Origin of the sequence: Klebsiella sp. HMSC16A12 (assembly GCF_001808265.1) — a bacterium.
Taxonomy (GTDB): Bacteria; Pseudomonadota; Gammaproteobacteria; order Enterobacterales; family Enterobacteriaceae; genus Klebsiella; species Klebsiella pneumoniae.
Map to the genome: position 1 here is coordinate 93922 of NZ_KV792542.1, position 19101 is coordinate 113022.

Genomic DNA, 19101 nt, shown 5'->3' on the forward strand with positions numbered 1-19101 from the left:
GCAAGCAAAAAACTATGGGCTGATGTGTTCGTCAGCTATTGCTGGTCCGATTCTGCCAGGTCATCTTGCTCCTGGCCCAAGAGCGATAATTCCAACAATGCGTATCGGTGCTCAACGTAGTTATGTACGTTGTTGGCGACCGCCAGTTTGAACAGTGCCGTAGCGCTGTCCTTGTCCCCCAGACTTAGGTAGTACTTACCTAAATAGAAGTTGGTTTCACTGAGATGCTCAGCGAGCGAGGTGTTATCCGTTGCGTCTGCCTTCAGACGAGTCATCAGCTCTTTTTCGCTAATGTCGCCAAGGTAGAACTCGACAATGTTCCATCCCCATTGCTCTTTATCCGACTTGTTTAAGCGCTCTCTGAGTGCTTCAAGCGCCCGCTTCTCGTCGAGTTTACGCTCGGCGATATAAAGCCACAGGCTACGGAAAGGATCATTGGGATCGTCTTGATAAAACGCCAGCAGATCATCTTGCGCTAACTTAGCCCGGCCGCCGTAATACAGGGCGATACCGCGGTTCAAGTGCGCGTAGTTGTAAGTTGGATCAAGCTCAAGTACAGAATCAAACGCTTCATAGGCAGCATCAAAATTGCCTGCCTGCGTTAAGTAAATGCCTAAGTAATTGAATACTTCCGGCATATCGGGTCGGATTGCCAGCGCTTGTGAAAAATCATTTCGCGCAAGTGCCCTCAGACCGAGACTATCATACAACACTCCGCGCTCATATAAAAGCTGTGCGCGTTCGTCATCGGATAAAGCCCGACTGGCAAGAATTTGTTCCATGCGTGCCAGAATCACTTCTTGCTGTAAAGTCGGTTGCAATGGTACTGCGAGGACGGCGTCCTTACGCCAAGCGGTGCTACTGCATCCTGCCAGCGTGAGAGCTGTCGCCACGAAACACCAGCGCAAAAAAGGCTTCATTTCCCACTCCCGAAGACAACGATTGGATGAACGTCCTGTTCCCCGGCTGCAAACGAGGCGTCCTGCCCGTAAAACGCCCTCCGCAAAAGCGGAGGGCTAACGGCAACCTTACTCGCCCTGCTCGGCAGCCGGAGCTTCCGGCGCTGCGGCAGACGGAGTCTGTTCAGTTGCTTCTTTAATGCTCAGACGGACACGGCCCTGGCGGTCAACTTCCAGAACCTTAACCGGTACTTCCTGACCCATCTGCAGGTAGTCAGTCACTTTCTCAACGCGCTTGTCAGCGATCTGCGAGATGTGAACCAGACCTTCTTTACCGCCGCCGATGGCAACGAATGCGCCAAAGTCAACGATACGGGTCACTTTACCATTGTAGATGCGGCCAACTTCGATCTCAGCGGTGATCTCTTCGATACGACGGATAGCATGCTGCGCTTTGTCGCCGTCGGTCGCTGCGATCTTCACGGTACCGTCATCTTCGATCTCGATGGTAGTACCGGTCTCTTCGGTCAGGGCACGGATAACAGAACCGCCTTTACCGATAACGTCTTTGATCTTGTCCGGGTTGATCTTGATGGTGTGGATACGCGGTGCGAATTCAGAGATATCGCCGCGCGGCGCGTTAATCGCCTGCTCCATCACGCCCAGGATGTGCAGACGCGCACCTTTAGCCTGGTTCAATGCAACCTGCATGATTTCTTTGGTGATACCTTCAATTTTGATATCCATCTGCAGCGCAGAGATACCGTCGCGGGAACCCGCAACTTTGAAGTCCATATCGCCGAGGTGGTCTTCGTCACCGAGGATGTCAGACAGCACGACGAAGTTGTCGCCTTCTTTCACCAGACCCATTGCGATACCCGCCACAGCGGCTTTTACCGGCACGCCGGCGTCCATCAGCGCCAGAGAGGCGCCGCAGACGGAAGCCATGGAAGAGGAACCGTTAGATTCGGTGATTTCCGATACCACGCGCACGGTGTACGGGAATTCTTCAATAGTCGGCATCACGGCCAGTACGCCGCGCTTCGCCAGACGACCGTGACCGATTTCACGACGCTTCGGAGACCCCACCATGCCAGTTTCGCCTACGGAGTACGGAGGGAAGTTGTAGTGGAACAGGAAGGAGTCGGTGCGCTCGCCCATCAGTTCGTCGATGTTCTGCGCATCACGTGCGGTACCCAGAGTCGCGGTAACCAGCGCCTGCGTTTCGCCACGGGTGAACAGCGCGGAACCGTGAGTACGCGGCAGAACGCCGGTACGAACGTCCAGACCACGGATCATATCTTTTTCACGGCCATCGATACGCGGCTCGCCGGCCAGTACGCGGCTACGAACCACGTTTTTCTCGATGGCATGCAGGATTTCACCCAGCTCGTTAGCGTCCAGGGTTTCATCTTCAGCAACCAGCGTGGCGATGGTTTCAGATTTGATCACGTCAACCTGAGCGTAACGCTCTTGTTTGTCGGTGATACGGTAAGCATCGCTCAGACGGGATTCAGCCAGCGCAGCCACGCGCGCGTTCAGCGCTTCGTTGACCGCTTCCGGCTGCCAGTCCCAACGCGGTTTACCGGCTTCTTTCACCAGGTCGTTGATGTTCTGAATAACAATTTGCTGCTGCTCGTGGCCGAAGACCACCGCGCCCAGCATCTGGTCTTCGCTCAGCAGTTCCGCTTCGGATTCCACCATCAGCACGGCCGCTTCGGTACCGGCAACCACCAGGTCCAGTTTGCTGGACTTCAGTTCTTCCTGGGTTGGGTTCAGTACGTACTGGTCGTTGATGTAACCCACGCGCGCAGCGCCGATTGGGCCATTGAACGGAATACCAGACAGCGACAGCGCAGCGGAAGCACCGATCATCGCGACGATGTCTGGGTTAACCTGCGGGTTAACGGAAACGACGGTGGCGATAACCTGAACTTCGTTAACGAAGCCTTCCGGGAACAGCGGGCGAACCGGGCGGTCAATCAGACGCGCGATCAGGGTTTCGCCTTCGCTTGGACGGCCTTCACGACGGAAGAAACCACCCGGGATTTTACCGGCAGCGTAGGTACGCTCCTGGTAGTTAACGGTCAGCGGGAAAAAGTCCTGGCCTGGCTTCGCTTTTTTCTGACCCACAACGGTAACGAATACCGCAGTGTCATCCATGCTAACCATCACAGCGGCCGTTGCCTGGCGCGCCATCATGCCGGTTTCCAGGGTCACGGTATGCTGGCCGTACTGGAATTTACGAACGATCGGATTAAGCAAAATTCTATCCTTTTTATCTATAAATCACGCCATATCCACGACATAGCGTCTATTGACCCGATCTTCTGCATCCTCGCGACTAATGACAACCTTTACCCGCCCCTGCGGATGAAGCCTCTCATTAGCCGCGCGAACCTCTGCATGAAGATCATTACTAGCAACAATACATGAGTTTTGAATGAATTGCTGCCGCCCGGTCGAAAAAAGGGGCCGTCAGGCCCCTTTTTCTGAAACTCGCAGAATTAGCGACGCAGACCCAGACGCTCAATCAGCGCAGAGTAACGGGCAACATCTTTACGTTTCAGGTAGTCGAGCAGTTTACGACGCTGAGAAACCATGCGCAGCAGACCACGACGGCTGTGGTGATCTTTTTTGTGCTCTGCAAAGTGGCCCTGCAGGTGGTTGATCTGTGCGGTCAGCAGTGCAACCTGAACTTCGGTAGAACCGCTGTCGTTTTCGCCACGACCAAACTCAGAAACGATTTTTGCTTTAGCTTCAACGCTTAGAGACATTTTATAACTCCAAAAATTAAAAGAAAGAAAGGGTGCCGATCTCTAATTCAGCGACCCCTGATGCAACGCCCGAAAATGTTAAAACACGTTAGCGGACGTTAAGCGGCGATATTCTACTCGTAGCAGGCTTTTATCGCAAGAAAAGCGCTTACGCCGGGTATTCCACCACCAGACGACGCGGGGCCACGCGGCCTTCATCGTCAATTTCGCCCATGCCGAGAAACTTGCCGGACTCGCTCTCCATCACCCGCACCAGCCCGTTAAGCGGCGCGCCTGACTGACGTACCGGGTTGCCGTTCTTAAAGTAGACTGCGGAGGTTTCTGGAATATTAACCAACGGGTAATCCGAGGCCGGGCTGTCCATCGGCATCAGCAGCGGATCAAGCAACTGAGCGGCAGGAATATCCTGCGCCGCCGCCTCATCGACCAGCGCCTGCAGCTGCTCGAGGGTCACCATCCGCTCGACCGGGTATTTGCTTACCGCCAGGCGACGCAGGAAAATCACGTGCGCGCCGCAGCCGAGCTTCTCACCTAAATCATCGATAATCGTCCGGATGTAGGTGCCTTTCGAGCAGTGGATCTCCAGCTCCAGCTCATCGCCTTCGCGGCGAATAAACAGCAGCTCATAAACGGTTATCGGCCGGGCTTCCCGCGGAACTTCAATACCCTGGCGAGCATATTCGTATAGCTTCTTGCCCTGATATTTCAGCGCCGAATACATCGACGGCACCTGCTGCGTCTCGCCGCGAAAGCTGTCCAGCGCCGCCGCCAGCTGTTCGTCGCTAAAAGTCAGCGGGCGCTCTTCCACCACCTGACCGTCGGCATCGGAGGTATCCGTGCGCTGGCCAAGTTTGGCGATCACGCGGTAACGCTTATCGGAGTCCAGCAGATACTGGGAAAACTTGGTCGCTTCGCCAAGGCAGATCGGCAGCATACCGGTCGCCAGCGGATCCAGCGCGCCGGTATGCCCGGCGCGGTTGGCGTTATAAATACGTTTTACTTTCTGCAGCACATCGTTACTGGAGGCGCCCTGAGGCTTGTCCAGCAACAATACGCCATGCACGTCGCGGCCGCGACGACGAGGACGACTCATCAGTCCTCCTTGCTGTCGTCCGGGTTCACACGACGCTCATCGTCGTGTTTCACCACGCTGGTGACCAGGTTGGACATACGCATCCCTTCCACCAGTGAGTTGTCGTAGAAGAAAGTCAGTTCCGGTACGATGCGCAGACGCATCGCTTTCCCCAGCAGAGAGCGGATAAAGCCAGAAGCTTCCTGCAGCGCTTTGATGCCCGCTTTCACCGCGGCTTCATCTTTGTCGTTAAGGAAGGTGACATACACCTTGGCATAGGCCAGGTCACGGGACATTTCCACACCGGAAACGGTGGTCATCATGCCCAGACGCGGATCTTTAATTTCACGCTGCAGGATGATGGCAATCTCTTTTTGCATCTCCTGGGCCACACGCTGCGGGCGACCAAATTCTTTCGCCATAATAAGTTCTCCAGAATAAAGACAAAAAAGGGGCCAAAAGCCCCTTTTTAAAATGATTGCCGGGTGGCGCTTCGCTTCCCCGGCTGCTTAGCCATCAAATGATTAATCGATGCTACGCTGGATTTCGATGATTTCGAACACTTCGATCATATCGCCAACGCGAACGTCGTTGTAGTTCTTCACACCGATACCACATTCCATGCCGTTACGGACTTCGTTAACGTCATCTTTGAAGCGGCGCAGGGATTCCAGCTCGCCTTCATAGATAACCACGTTGTCACGCAGAACGCGGATTGGGTTGTGACGTTTGATCGTCCCTTCGGTAACCATACAGCCCGCGATGGCGCCGAATTTCGGCGATTTGAAGACATCACGCACTTCAGCCAGACCGATGATCTGCTGTTTCAGTTCCGGAGACAGCATGCCGCTCATCGCCGCTTTCACTTCATCGATCAGGTTATAGATGACGGAGTAGTAACGCAGATCCAGGCTTTCCGCTTCGATAACTTTACGCGCAGAGGCATCGGCACGAACGTTGAAGCCAACCAGAATCGCGTTGGATGCTGCTGCCAGGGTAGCGTCGGTTTCGGTGATACCACCTACGCCGGAACCGATGATCTTCACTTTCACTTCGTCGGTAGACAGTTTCAGTAAGGAATCGGAAATCGCTTCGACAGAACCCTGTACGTCCGCCTTCAGTACGATGTTCACTTCGTGAACTTCGCCTTCGGTCATGTTAGCGAACATGTTTTCCAGTTTAGATTTCTGCTGACGCGCCAGCTTAACTTCACGGAATTTGCCCTGACGATACAGCGCCACTTCACGCGCTTTTTTCTCGTCACGCACAACGGTCACTTCATCACCGGCAGCCGGCACACCGGACAGGCCGAGGATTTCCACCGGAATGGACGGACCCGCTTCCAGCACTTCGCGACCCAGTTCGTCACGCATCGCGCGCACACGGCCATATTCGAAGCCGCACAGAACAATGTCGCCCTTGTGCAGAGTACCTTCGCGAACCAGAACGGTAGCTACCGGACCACGACCTTTATCAAGGAAGGATTCGATGACCGCGCCGCTCGCCATACCGTTGCGGACCGCTTTCAGCTCAAGAACTTCAGCCTGCAGCAGGATCGCGTCCAGCAGGTCGTCGATGCCGGTACCCGCTTTCGCGGAAACGTGGACGAACTGGCTCTCGCCGCCCCACTCTTCCGGCAGGATGCCGTACTGGGAGAGTTCGTTCTTCACGCGATCCGGATCGGCTTCTGGCTTATCGATCTTGTTCACCGCCACTACCACCGGTACCTGCGCCGCTTTAGCGTGCTGGATAGCTTCGATAGTCTGCGGCATCACGCCGTCGTCTGCCGCCACCACCAGAACCACGATATCCGTCGCCTGCGCGCCACGAGCACGCATGGAGGTAAACGCGGCGTGGCCCGGGGTATCCAGGAAGGTGATCATGCCGTTGTCGGTTTCGACGTGGTAAGCACCGATGTGCTGGGTAATACCACCCGCTTCGCCGGAGGCAACCTTGGTAGAACGAATGTAGTCCAGCAGCGAGGTTTTACCGTGGTCAACGTGACCCATAATGGTCACGACCGGTGCGCGCGGTTCAGCCGCCGCGCCGGTGTCACGGTCGCTCATTACGGCTTCTTCCAGTTCGTTTTCACGACGCAGGATAACTTTGTGGCCCATCTCTTCGGCAACCAGCTGTGCGGTTTCCTGGTCGATGACCTGGTTGATGGTCGCCATGGCGCCCAGCTTCATCATCGCTTTGATGACCTGAGAACCTTTCACCGCCATCTTGTTAGCCAGTTCGCCAACGGTGATGGTTTCGCCGATTACGACGTCACGGTTAACGGCCTGCGCTGGCTTCTGGAAGCCCTGCTGCAGAGCGGAACCTTTACGGTGCTTACCGCCTTTACCGCCGCGAACTGCCGCGCGGGCTTCTTCACGATCAGCTTTCGATTCAGCGTGTTTGTTGCCTTTCTTCGCCGGACGAGCCGCTTTGCTGCTACGGCTACGGCCGCGACCGCCTTCGACTTCACGATCGTTATCATCTTCAGCCTGACGAGCATGCTGTGATGTGGTGACGTGATAGTCGCTGCTATCTTCCGGGCTGTCTGAGGTTTCAGACCAATTTTTTTCGTTTTCTTCAGCCATACGGCGTGCTTCTTCCGCTACACGGCGCGCTTCTTCTTCAAGTTTGCGGCGTGCTTCTTCTTCCGATTTGCGCTTCAATTCCGCGGCTTCGTTCTCGCGACGGATCTTTTCAGCCTGGGCGGTTTTGGTCATTTCGTCGGTATGTTGATTGCTCACTTTGTCTTTTTCCGCAGCTTCACGTTTCGCTTTATCAGCGACTTCACGTTTAGCTTGTTCTGCGGCCTCACGTTCAGCTTTTAATTGCGCCTCGCGTTTCGCTGCTTCTTCAGCTTCACGACGGGCCTGCTCTTCCGCTTCACGCTGCGCCTGCTCTTCCGCGGCCAGGCGTTCAGCCTCTTGCGGATCGCGTTTCACAAAGGTGCGTTTCTTGCGGACTTCGATTTGTACCGATTTACTCTTTCCACCGGTACCTGGAATATTCAACGTACTGCGCGTCTTACGCTGTAACGTCAGCTTGTCTGGCGCCGAGCCGTGTTCACGGTTCAGGTGCGTCAACAAAGTTTGTTTCTCTTGCGAGGTCACAGAATCATCAGCCGATTTGCGGATGCCTGCGTCAGCAAATTGCTGTATCAGGCGATCCACAGAGGTCTGAATCTCTGAGGCCAGCGCTTTAATAGTCACATCTGTCATGCTGTTCCTTCCTGCTACAGTTTATTACGCTTCGTCGCCGAACCAACAAATGTTGCGAGCGGCCATGATGAGCTCGCCAGCTTTCTCGTCGGTCATCCCTTCGATATCAGCCAGGTCATCAACGCCCTGCTCGGCGAGATCTTCCAGCGTACAAACACCACGGGCAGCCAGTTTGAATGCCAGGGCACGATCCAGACCTTCGAGATTCAACAGATCATCGGCAGGTTTGTTATCTCCCAGGCTTTCTTCCTGAGCCAGCGCCAGCGTAGTCAGTGCGTTTTTCGCACGCTCACGAAGTGCTTCAACGGTGGCTTCATCCAGACCGTCGATTTCCAGCAGTTCTTTCATCGGCACATAGGCCAGCTCTTCCAGCGAGGAGAAGCCTTCTTCAACCAGCACTGTCGCGAAATCTTCATCAATATCAAGATATTTGGTGAAGGTATCGATAGCGGCATGCGCTTCCGCCTGGTGCTTAGCCTGCAGATCGTCAACGGTCATGACGTTGAGTTCCCAGCCGCTGAGCTGTGAAGCCAGGCGGACGTTCTGACCGTTACGGCCGATCGCCTGCGCCAGGTTGCCCGCTTCTACCGCGATATCCATGGTGTGTTTATCTTCATCCACCACGATGGACGCGACGTCTGCCGGCGCCATAGCGTTAATCACGAACTGCGCCGGGTTATCATCCCACAGAACGATATCGATGCGTTCACCACCCAGCTCAGTCGACACGGCCTGCACACGCGCACCGCGCATACCGACGCAAGCGCCAACCGGGTCGATGCGCTTGTCGTTGGTTTTCACCGCGATTTTGGCACGAGAGCCCGGATCGCGAGCCGCCGCTTTGATCTCCAGCACTTCTTCACCGATTTCCGGCACTTCGATGCGGAACAGTTCGATCAGCATCTCAGGTTTGGAACGGGTGACGAACAGCTGGGCGCCACGCGCTTCCGGACGGACAGCGTACAGTACGCCGCGAATGCGGTCGCCCGGACGGAAGTTTTCACGCGGCAGCATATCTTCACGCAGGATCACGGCTTCAGCGTTGTTACCCAGATCCAGTGTGATATTGTCGCGGTTCACTTTTTTCACCACGCCGGTGATGATCTCACCTTCGTGCTCGCGGAACTGATCAACCACCATCGCGCGCTCGGCTTCGCGGACTTTCTGCACGATAACCTGCTTAGCGGTCTGGGTGGTGATACGGTCGAAGGTAACAGATTCGATCTGATCTTCGACATAGTCGCCGACGTTCATGCTTTCATCTTCGAAACGCGCTGCTTCCAGCGTGATCTCGCGCGTTGGCTGGGTGACTTCTTCTACAACCAGCCAACGACGGAAGGTATCGAAATCGCCGCTCTTGCGGTCGATTTCAACGCGAACGTCGATCTCTTGTTCGTATTTTTTCTTGGTGGCCGTTGCCAGCGCGCTTTCCAGCGCTTCGAAAATTTTCTCACGCGGCAGCGCTTTTTCGTTGGAAACGGCTTCAACAACAGCCAAAATTTCTTTGTTCATCGGGGCCTTTCACCTCAATCCAGACTGTTAAAAGTGGGGAACCAGGTTCGCCTTCTGGATGTTACTCAGCGCGAACACTTCATCTTTGCCTTCGACGGTTACCGTGATCATCTCACCGTCTACCGCTTTGATAATGCCCTGCCATTTGCGGCGGTTCTGAACCGCCATGCGCAGCACCAGCGCAACTTCTTCGCCGGTGAAACGTTGATAGTGTTCGGCGGTGAACATCGGACGGTCAAGACCAGGCGAAGAGACTTCCAGGTTGTAAGCGACAGTGATCGGGTCTTCGACATCCATGACGGCGCTTACCTGGTGGCTCACATCAGCACAATCATCAACGTTGATGCCATCTTCACTATCAATATAGATGCGCAGTGTGGATGTGCGACCGCGAATAAATTCGATGCCGACCAGCTCAAAGCCAAGCGCTTCAACCGGCGCAGTGAGCATCTCTGTCAATTTTTGCTCTAATGTGGACAAACCCACCCCCAAGACATAAAAAAAGGGCGTATAGCCCAGTTATTCTGAAGTCAGATAACAAAAAACCCCGATAAATCGGGGCTTTAGATAACTGAACCCTGAGATCGCCATGGCGATCTGGAACACCTTCCGCAAGAATTCTTTCAAATTCGGCTACGAAGGACACCTAGTCCTCACAGTATATTTGAAAAAGTACTTAATGGGAAAGTGGTTGCGGGGGCCGGATTTGAACCGACGACCTTCGGGTTATGAGCCCGACGAGCTACCAGGCTGCTCCACCCCGCGCCTGAAACGTGGCATATTTTACTCTTTTTGAGCAAAAGACGCAAATACGCTGGGATTTGGTACCGAAGACGGGACATAAAATCGAGATGAATTGTAACGGCGATTAGTATATTTTGTCAACATGCTTTTTAGCGCCCCCGATTGCCGTTTGTGCTGGTATTTCAGGCTTTTTTAGCAAAAAGATGATGAAGCACTTCCTGTCGCCAGTAAAAGATGGTTAAATGAATACTCACAATTAATGCATAAAAATGCAGTTAAGGTTGTTGGGTCGAACTCACCACAGTCTATCGAGCAGGGTTTTATTTTATGACGACGATTCTCAAGCATCTCCCGGTTGGTCAACGTATTGGTATCGCTTTCTCTGGTGGACTGGATACCAGCGCCGCGCTGTTATGGATGCGCAAAAAAGGCGCCGTGCCTTATGCATATACCGCTAACCTGGGTCAACCGGACGAAGACGACTACGATGCTATCCCGCGCCGCGCGAAAGAGTACGGCGCTGAAGGCGCCCGTCTGATCGACTGCCGCAAACAGCTGGTCGCAGAAGGGATCGCCGCGATTCAGTGTGGCGCTTTCCATAACACCACCGGTGGGTTGACCTACTTCAACACCACGCCGCTAGGCCGCGCGGTCACCGGCACCATGCTGGTGGCGGCGATGAAAGAAGACGGCGTTAACATTTGGGGCGATGGCAGCACCTATAAAGGCAACGATATCGAACGTTTCTATCGTTACGGCCTGCTGACCAACGCTGAACTGCAGATTTACAAACCGTGGCTGGACAGCGACTTTATCAATGAGCTCGGCGGTCGTCACGAAATGTCCGAATTTATGATCGCCTGCGGCTTTGATTACAAGATGTCGGTCGAGAAAGCCTACTCCACCGACTCCAATATGCTCGGCGCGACCCATGAAGCGAAAGATCTCGAATTCCTGAACTCCAGCGTCAAGATCGTCAACCCGATTATGGGCGTGAAGTTCTGGGACGAAAACGTGAAGATCCCTGCGGAAGAGGTCACCGTACGCTTTGAGCAGGGCCATCCGGTGGCGCTGAATGGTAAAACCTTTGCCGATGACGTCGAGATGATGCTGGAAGCCAACCGCATCGGCGGTCGTCACGGCCTGGGCATGAGCGACCAGATTGAAAACCGGATTATCGAAGCGAAAAGCCGCGGCATTTATGAAGCTCCGGGGATGGCGCTGCTGCATATTGCCTACGAGCGTTTGCTGACCGGTATCCATAACGAAGATACGATTGAGCAATATCACGCCCACGGTCGCCAGTTGGGCCGCCTGCTGTATCAGGGCCGCTGGTTTGATTCCCAGGCGCTGATGCTGCGTGATTCGCTGCAGCGCTGGGTCGCCAGCCAGATCACCGGCGAAGTCACCCTCGAACTGCGTCGCGGTAACGACTACTCGATCCTTAATACGGTATCAGACAACCTGACCTATAAAGCGGAGCGTCTGACCATGGAAAAAGGCGATTCCATGTTTACTGCCGAAGACCGTATCGGCCAGCTGACCATGCGTAATCTGGACATCACCGATACCCGCGAGAAGCTGTTCGGCTATGCCCAGTCTGGCCTGCTGAGCGCCTCCTCGGCAACCGGTTTACCGCAGGTTGAAAATCTGGAAAACAAAGGCAAATAATCGCCTGACAATGTTGCTTTCCGCCGGCGGATCACCGCCGGCTTTTTATTTTGAATGACCCACCAACTTAAAAAAAATGCCATGACGCATTTTTTCCTTATCGCCAGACCAGCAAAACTGTTGACTATAATAGCCTCAATTGATTAATTCATATCTGGTGATACACATCATGAATATTAAACCGCCGATCAGGCCGCAAAAGACCATTGACCGACTGATCGATGTACTTGAGCCACACGCGACACCCGTTAACGCGATCGCCAGAAAAAGACTGACATGGGAATATAAAGGCAAAACCCAGCTCTTTATTTTTAAAAAAGGCGAGCTGTCGATTATTCGTAATTCCGACAGGCTACTGATGGTGACCGTCTATGAGCCGCATCTTTTCGGCGTGGCGGAAATGCTGCAGCCCAGCCGCAGCCACAGCCTGCGAGCCGAGGTATCATGCGAACTGCTACGGATCGACTATGACCTGGCTTCGGCGCTTTTTCGTCAGCATAACCTGTGGGAAGAGGTGACCAGCCTGTTGGCTTATCATACCTCGTATATGGTGTATCGTGACGATCTGGTCCTGCAGCAGCGTACCTATTCGGTCATCCGTAACCATTTGCTGGAGATGATGCTATTAAGCGAAGAGACCCGACAGCGAGTATCTATTCTTGAGTATATTCAGGACAGGACCCTTCTGTCGCGTAGCAGTATTCTCAATGTATTGTCAGCATTAAAGAAAGGCGGTTATATTACCTTTGCCCGCGGCGGTTATTTACAAAATATCGTCTCACTTCCTGAAAAATTCTGACCCGCACTCCTCCTATCATTTATTGTTATTTGCTGCAGCGGGGAAGATGTTTAAATTTAAACCAATAACCGTTACCGCTAAAAGAACAAAAATTTTATGCTAAGCGCCTGGGTTTCCCGGAAGACAATCTATTACTGAGTTCGCCAGCAGACGACCACAAACGGCGTTAACCGCCGGGTCTGCACCGGCTCAGGATATGCCAGCGGAAATCGGCCAGACGTGTGCGGCGGTAGCGAGAGTTGCCCCCTCGCCTGCCGCGACCATAACAATGAGATGCACGAACCCGTTAATTATGCCCGAACGCCCATATCGGGCTTTTTTTTATCTGAAGGAATTTAATAATGAAGTCTATTGCTGCAAAAATGGTTGCCGTAACGATCGCTTTGGAAGCCAGCAGCGCTGCCTGCGCAGCCGTTAACCTGCATGGAGAAGCTGGCGCCGAGTTTACCAATCTGTCCGCCAGCTTTGGCGCCGGGGAACCGGGTATGACGTTCAGTTCTCAGTGGGCCCATAGCGACAACGACGGAGATAGTGTAGGACTGGGAATGGGTTATAACTTTAACCTTGGCCCTTTTCTGATGACCCTGGGCGGTAAGGCGGTCTATCTGAATCCAAAAGATGGTGATGAAGGTTACGCCATCGCCGCCGGTGGTGGCGCTGAACTCCCCCTTGGTCAGTATTTCACGCTTTTCGGCGAGGGCTATTACTCACCGGACTCAATGTCCAGCGGCGTTGAGGATTATGTGGAGGCCAATGCCGGGGTACGCCTTAACGTGCTCCCGTCTCTGAATATCGAAGCTGGCTATCGCTATATTGATATGGCAGGGAAAGATGGCAATCGCGATAACACGCTGGCCGACGGCGCTTACGCCGGGGTTAACTTCCGCTTTTAACTCTTCACAGGGATTGCCGGTCGGCAGTCCCTGTTTCATTCTCAGCTGGTCAGCGGCACGCTTTTCAGGACGCGGTTGATCTCTTGTAGGCCTGCAATATTATTCTCTTTGCGGTAAACCTCATTCATGGACGCCATCTGCTCCAGGCGGGTCAGGGCGCCATACACCTTATACGCCTCGCTGTGTCTGTCGAACACATCGCGGCGCTCCACGTCCTGCAGATAATGACTTTTCAACGAATGGTTAAGGCGACTAATCAGTGCCGTATTGTCCTGGAAATAGCGCCTCACCGCCTGGGCATGATTCGCTGTAGTCCCAGACTCACTGGGCGATACCGGTACGGTTAGCGCATTAATCGTCTCCACCGTTTGGGAGGGCGATGTTGAACTGCACCCAGCTAAACCGAGTACGCCGGCGACGATAAGCAACCCGATCTTGTTCATTGTGTCACTTCACCTCTGTTAATTTGACGAGGCGACTTTAACGACAGTAAAAGGAGGCAACCAGCGAAGAGATGTTTATAAATAAATGTCCAGCGGGGACAAAAACAAAAAAAGACGCTTTTCAGCGTCTTTTTTCTGGAATATTGGTACCGAGGATGGGACTCGAACCCACAAGCCCGTTAGGGCACTACCACCTCAAGGTAGCGTGTCTACCAATTCCACCACCTCGGTACAGAATACTTAGTGCGGGATATCGCTGGTCGGCTGAGCCGGCGCAGTTGGCTGAGTTTGCTCCGTTTTCGGCGCGCTCAGATTATCCCACTCACTTCCTTTACTGGTCTTGTTGCTGTTGATATTACCCAGCGCCAGACTGATGATGAAGAACAGCGCAGCCAGGATGCCGGTCATACGGGTCATAAAGTTGCCAGAACCGCTGGACCCAAACAGTGTGCCGGAAGCGCCTGCACCGAAGGAGGCTCCCATATCAGCGCCTTTACCTTGCTGCAGCATAACCAGACCTACAAGGCCAATCGCTACAATAAGGAAAACAACCAAAAGAGCTTCGTACATAATCAACCTGTTCCTTGCGGATTCGCCGCATACCAAGTGCTTCGACCAATAAAGCGGTACGTTTTAACGTTTCCCACTGAAGCGGGTGTGAATACTAACCAAAGCGAATGACCTTCGCAAGGGCAATTTCGACACATTGTATCAACTGCAGAAAAAAACAGCAAAAAGCCAATTTTCGATCATAAAAAAGGCGGCAAGCGCCGCCTTTTTAACCACTTAGCCGGCAAAGCTAAACGCTTTTTACCGCCTCAGCGATGCGGTGCGCAAACTCGTGCACCTGATCTTCATGCTCGCCTTCCACCATCACGCGGATTAGCGGCTCCGTACCCGATTTACGCAGCAGGACACGGCCGCGTTTTCCTAACGCCGCCTCCACTTCCGCGGTCACCGCTTTGACGTGCTCATTCTCCAGCGGGTTACCGCTGCCCTCGGTAAAGCGGACATTCACCAGCAGCTGAGGGAACATTTTCATCCCGCTGCACAGGTCATGCAGGCTCATGTGGTTGCGGACCATCGCCGCGACCACCTGCAGGCTGGCAACAATGCCATCGCCGGTGGTGGTTTTATCCAGCAGGATCACATGGCCGGAGTTTTCCGCACCGATGCGCCAGCCTTTTTCCTGGAGCATCTCCAGTACATAGCGGTCACCGACCTTCGCGCGGGCAAACGGGATGCCTAACTGCTTGAGCGCCAGCTCCAGCCCCATATTACTCATCAGCGTGCCGACGGCGCCGCCGCGCAGCTGCCCCTGACGCAATCCTTCCCGGGCTATGATATAGAGGATCTGGTCGCCATCGACTTTATTGCCTTCGTGGTCAACCATAATCACCCGATCGCCATCGCCGTCGTAGGCAATACCCAGATCGGCTTTTTCCGCCAGCACGCGCGCCTGCAGCGCCCGCACGTCAGTGGCGCCGACCTCTTCGTTGATGTTGAGACCGTCTGGCTCGCAGCCCATCGCGATAACCTGGGCTCCCAGCTCGCGGAAGACATTAGGGGCGATGTGATAGGTCGCGCCGTGCGCGCAATCCACCACCACTTTCAGCGTTCCCAGGCTCAGTTCGTTGGGAAAGGTACCCTTACAAAATTCAATGTAGCGCCCCGCCGCATCGACGATACGGCTGGCTTTGCCCAGCTCAGCCGAATCCACGCAGGTGAGCTCTTTCTCCATTTCGGCTTCAATCGCCTCTTCGACATCATCCGGCAGTTTGGTGCCCTCAATGGAGAAGAATTTAATGCCGTTGTCGTAGAAAGGGTTATGTGAAGCAGAGATAACAATCCCCGCCTCGGCGCGGAAGGCGCGCGTCAGGTAGGCGATGGCCGGTGTCGGCATAGGCCCGGTGAACGACGCAGAGAGCCCCGCTGCCGCCAGTCCAGCTTCCAGCGCCGATTCCAGCATATAGCCCGAAATACGGGTATCCTTGCCGATGATAATTTTACGCGAACCGTGACGCGCTAACACTTTGCCCGCCGCCCAGCCCAGCTTGAGCACAAACTCCGGAGTGATCGGCGCATCGCCGACGCGGCCACGAATACCATCGGTGCCAAAATACTTGCGGTTACTCATAACGTTTTTTTCCCTTAGCGGCGAGGGTGGCTTCCACCACGCGCAGCGCTTCTACCGTTTCTTTGACATCATGGACGCGGATAATCTGCGCGCCCTGCATTGCTGCAATGACGGCACACGCCAGGCTGCCGTTCAGCCGCTCCGACGGCCCGACGTTCAGCAACTGACCTACCATCGACTTACGTGACATACCGACCAGCAGCGGCAGACCAAAGTGATGAAACTCCCCAAGCCTGGCCAACAGTTGGTAATTGTGGGAGAGATTTTTACCGAAACCGAATCCCGGGTCGAGCAGCAATTTTTCTTTTGCGATCCCCGCCTGTTCGCAGCGCACAATGTGCTCATTAAAAAAACGCTCAACATCGGCGAAGACGTCCTCATACTTCGGCGCCTCCTGCATGGTTTTTGGTTGTCCCTGCATATGCATCAGACACACCGGCAGTCCAGTTTCCGCGGCGGCCTGCAGCGCGCCGGGCTCGGTCAGCGAACGAATATCGTTGATGATATGCGCCCCGGCCCTGGCCGATTGGCGAATAACCTCCGCCTTGGAGGTATCCACTGAGATCCATACCTCAAAGCGCTGGGCAATGGCTTCAACCACCGGTATCACCCGCGCAAGCTCCTCTTCCACACTAACCTCAGCCGCCCCTGGCCGCGTCGATTCACCGCCGATATCAATGATGGTCGCGCCGGCGTTGATCATCAGATTGGCATGCTTCACCGCCTCAATCAGCGAATTATGGGCGCCGCCATCGGAGAAGGAGTCAGGCGTCACATTTAGAATACCCATCACGTGGGGGTGAGAGAGATCGAGGGTTGAGCCCTGGGCTACAAGTTTCATCACAAAATCCCTGAGACTGAAGAGGTTAAAAAAGAAAAACCCCGGAGCGGACGCCCGGGGTTTTAAGGTTAAACAAGCATCAACAGCGGTAGCTTACTTGTCGCCCAGCTGCTCTGACATGGTGTTGCCCGGGTTCGGCGTACGCGGTTCATCAACCGGACGCGGCGCACGAGGCGTGCCATTGTTGTCAGAGTTGTTAGAAGAACCAGGTTCTTCCCAACCCGCTGGCGGACGAACTTCGCGACGAGCCATCAGGTCGTCAATCTGCGGCGCATCGATGGTCTCATACTTCATGAGCGCATCTTTCATCGCGTGCAGAATGTCCATGTTGTCGTTCAGCAGCTGGCGAGCACGACCGTAGTTACGCTCAATCAGCGATTTCACTTCCTGGTCGATGATACGCGCGGTTTCATCGGACATATGCTTCGCTTTCGCGACGCTACGGCCGAGGAAGACTTCACCCTCTTCTTCCGCATACAGCAGCGGACCGAGTTTGTCGGAGAAGCCCCACTGGGTCACCATGTTACGCGCCAGGTTCGTCGCCACTTTAATATCGTTGGACGCACCGGTAGAAACATGTTCCGGACCGTAGATAATCTCTTCCGCCAGACGACCGCCGTACAGGGTGGAGATCTGGCTTTCCAGTTTCTGACGGCTGGCGCTGATTGCATCGCCTTCCGGCAGGAAGAAGGTCACACCCAGCGCACGACCGCGCGGGATAATCGTCACTTTGTGCACCGGATCGTGCTCCGGCACCAGGCGACCAATAATCGCGTGGCCCGCTTCATGATAAGCAGTAGACTCTTTCTGCGCTTCCGTCATCACCATGGAGCGACGTTCCGCACCCATCATGATTTTGTCTTTCGCTTTCTCGAACTCAACCATCGACACAACGCGTTTGTTGCCGCGGGCAGCAAACAGCGCCGCTTCGTTGACCAGGTTGGCCAGATCCGCACCGGAGAAGCCCGGGGTACCGCGCGCAATGATTGCCGCATCGATATCCGGCGCCAGCGGAACGCGACGCATATGCACTTTAAGGATCTGCTCACGACCGCGAACATCCGGCAGGCCAACCACCACCTGGCGGTCAAAACGGCCCGGACGCAACAGCGCGGGGTCAAGAACGTCCGGACGGTTAGTCGCCGCGATAACGATGATACCTTCGTTACCTTCGAAGCCGTCCATCTCAACCAGCATCTGGTTCAGGGTCTGCTCACGTTCATCGTGACCACCGCCCAGGCCTGCGCCACGCTGGCGGCCGACGGCGTCGATTTCATCGATGAAGATGATGCAAGGCGCGGCTTTCTTAGCCTGTTCGAACATGTCACGCACACGAGAAGCGCCCACACCGACGAACATTTCGACGAAGTCAGAACCGGAAATGGTAAAGAACGGTACCTTCGCTTCACCAGCGATCGCTTTCGCCAGCAGCGTTTTACCGGTACCCGGAGGGCCGACCATCAGGACGCCTTTCGGGATTTTACCGCCCAGTTTCTGGAAGCGGCTCGGCTCACGCAGGTATTCTACCAGCTCGCCGACTTCCTCTTTCGCTTCGTCACACCCGGCAACGTCTGCAAAAGTGGTTTTGATCTGGTCTTCCGTCAACATACGGGCTTTGCTTTTGCCGAAGGACATCGCGCCCTTCCCGCCGCCGCCCTGCATTTGCCGCATAAAGAAGATCCAGACGCCGATCAGCAGCAGCATTGGGAACCAGGAGATGAAGATGGAAGCCAGCAGGCTCGGCTCTTCTGGTGGTTCGCCAACAACTTTGACGTTTTTAGTCAACAGGTTATCGAGCAGCTTCGGATCGTTAACCGGAATGTAAGTCGTGTAACGGTTACTATCTTTCTTGGTAACGTTGATCTCACGTCCGTTGATACGCGCTTCGCGAACCTGGTCCTGATTGACCTCTTGCAGGAAGGTAGAATAATCCACCTTGCGGCCATTCGACTCGCTGGGCCCAAAGCTCTGGAATACTGACATCAGCACAACGGCAATGACCAGCCAGAGTATTAGGTTTTTCGCCATGTCACTCAAGGGATTAACCTCTTATTACAACTGTGTTAAAAACAGCGTCAGGATACTCTATATCCAGTTT

At 54.5% G+C, this 19101-nt stretch carries 16 protein-coding genes and 2 tRNA genes; 3 read left to right on the forward strand and 15 right to left on the reverse strand.

Annotated elements, in window-relative coordinates:
- Positions 1-35 precede the first annotated feature (35 nt).
- From nlpI to HMPREF3140_RS03695, 9 genes are all read right to left on the reverse strand, one after another.
- Positions 36-920 carry a lipoprotein NlpI gene (nlpI, locus tag HMPREF3140_RS03650; RefSeq protein ID WP_002918241.1) on the reverse strand — a complete coding sequence of 295 codons (885 nt, stop codon included), beginning with the start codon at positions 918-920 and terminating at the stop codon, positions 36-38.
- 108 nt (positions 921-1028) lie between these two features.
- A complete protein-coding gene (gene pnp, locus HMPREF3140_RS03655) occupies positions 1029-3164 on the reverse strand; it encodes a polyribonucleotide nucleotidyltransferase (protein ID WP_004150944.1) in 2136 nt (711 codons plus the stop codon).
- A 242-nt stretch (positions 3165-3406) separates the two neighbouring features.
- Positions 3407-3676 carry a 30S ribosomal protein S15 gene (rpsO, locus tag HMPREF3140_RS03665; RefSeq protein ID WP_002918244.1) on the reverse strand — a complete coding sequence of 90 codons (270 nt, stop codon included), beginning with the start codon at positions 3674-3676 and terminating at the stop codon, positions 3407-3409.
- A gap of 148 nt (positions 3677-3824) precedes the next feature.
- Positions 3825-4769 carry a tRNA pseudouridine(55) synthase TruB gene (truB, locus tag HMPREF3140_RS03670; protein WP_004144892.1) on the reverse strand — a complete coding sequence of 315 codons (945 nt, stop codon included), beginning with the start codon at positions 4767-4769 and terminating at the stop codon, positions 3825-3827.
- Positions 4769-5170 carry a 30S ribosome-binding factor RbfA gene (gene rbfA, locus HMPREF3140_RS03675; RefSeq protein ID WP_002918248.1) on the reverse strand — a complete coding sequence of 134 codons (402 nt, stop codon included), beginning with the start codon at positions 5168-5170 and terminating at the stop codon, positions 4769-4771. Before rbfA ends, truB begins: the two co-directional genes overlap by 1 nt.
- Positions 5171-5272: 102 nt before the next feature.
- Positions 5273-7963, reverse strand: a complete 2691-nt coding sequence (gene infB / locus HMPREF3140_RS03680; protein WP_002918250.1) for a translation initiation factor IF-2 — start codon at positions 7961-7963, stop codon at positions 5273-5275.
- A gap of 24 nt (positions 7964-7987) precedes the next feature.
- Positions 7988-9475: a transcription termination factor NusA gene (gene nusA / locus HMPREF3140_RS03685; protein WP_002918252.1), complete on the reverse strand. Its 1488-nt coding sequence runs from the start codon at positions 9473-9475 to the stop codon at positions 7988-7990.
- A 27-nt stretch (positions 9476-9502) separates the two neighbouring features.
- Positions 9503-9955 carry a ribosome maturation factor RimP gene (rimP, locus tag HMPREF3140_RS03690; RefSeq protein ID WP_002918364.1) on the reverse strand — a complete coding sequence of 151 codons (453 nt, stop codon included), beginning with the start codon at positions 9953-9955 and terminating at the stop codon, positions 9503-9505.
- Between the two features lie 208 nt (positions 9956-10163).
- A tRNA-Met gene (locus HMPREF3140_RS03695) sits at positions 10164-10240 on the reverse strand.
- 306 nt (positions 10241-10546) lie between these two features.
- On the opposite strand from HMPREF3140_RS03695, the gene argG reads away from it, so the two are divergent.
- From argG to HMPREF3140_RS03715, 3 genes are all read left to right on the forward strand, one after another.
- Positions 10547-11890 carry an argininosuccinate synthase gene (argG, locus tag HMPREF3140_RS03705; protein ID WP_004144895.1) on the forward strand — a complete coding sequence of 448 codons (1344 nt, stop codon included), beginning with the start codon at positions 10547-10549 and terminating at the stop codon, positions 11888-11890.
- Positions 11891-12059: 169 nt separating this feature from the next.
- Complete coding sequence (locus HMPREF3140_RS03710; protein ID WP_004185827.1) at positions 12060-12689, forward strand: winged helix-turn-helix transcriptional regulator; 630 nt, start codon at positions 12060-12062, stop codon at positions 12687-12689.
- A gap of 341 nt (positions 12690-13030) precedes the next feature.
- A complete protein-coding gene (locus tag HMPREF3140_RS03715; RefSeq protein ID WP_032412469.1) occupies positions 13031-13582 on the forward strand; it encodes a YfaZ family outer membrane protein in 552 nt (183 codons plus the stop codon).
- Between the two features lie 41 nt (positions 13583-13623).
- Here HMPREF3140_RS03715 and HMPREF3140_RS28580 read toward each other — a convergent pair whose 3' ends face one another.
- From HMPREF3140_RS28580 to ftsH, 6 genes are all read right to left on the reverse strand, one after another.
- A complete protein-coding gene (locus tag HMPREF3140_RS28580; RefSeq protein ID WP_002918368.1) occupies positions 13624-13872 on the reverse strand; it encodes a hypothetical protein in 249 nt (82 codons plus the stop codon).
- 297 nt (positions 13873-14169) lie between these two features.
- Positions 14170-14256 (reverse strand) — tRNA-Leu (locus HMPREF3140_RS03725).
- 9 nt (positions 14257-14265) lie between these two features.
- Positions 14266-14595, reverse strand: coding sequence for a preprotein translocase subunit SecG (gene secG / locus HMPREF3140_RS03730; RefSeq protein WP_002918369.1), 330 nt, complete (start codon positions 14593-14595; stop codon positions 14266-14268).
- A gap of 229 nt (positions 14596-14824) precedes the next feature.
- The gene (gene glmM, locus HMPREF3140_RS03735; protein WP_002918370.1) at positions 14825-16162 is read right to left on the reverse strand and encodes a phosphoglucosamine mutase; all 1338 of its coding nucleotides are present in this window, start codon (positions 16160-16162) and stop codon (positions 14825-14827) included.
- Positions 16155-17003 (reverse strand): dihydropteroate synthase, encoded by an 849-nt coding sequence (gene folP, locus HMPREF3140_RS03740; protein WP_002918371.1) that lies wholly within the window; start codon positions 17001-17003, stop codon positions 16155-16157. Before folP ends, glmM begins: the two co-directional genes overlap by 8 nt.
- A 93-nt stretch (positions 17004-17096) precedes the next feature.
- A complete protein-coding gene (ftsH, locus tag HMPREF3140_RS03745) occupies positions 17097-19031 on the reverse strand; it encodes an ATP-dependent zinc metalloprotease FtsH (RefSeq protein ID WP_002918372.1) in 1935 nt (644 codons plus the stop codon).
- Between the last annotated feature and the right edge of the window lie 70 nt (positions 19032-19101).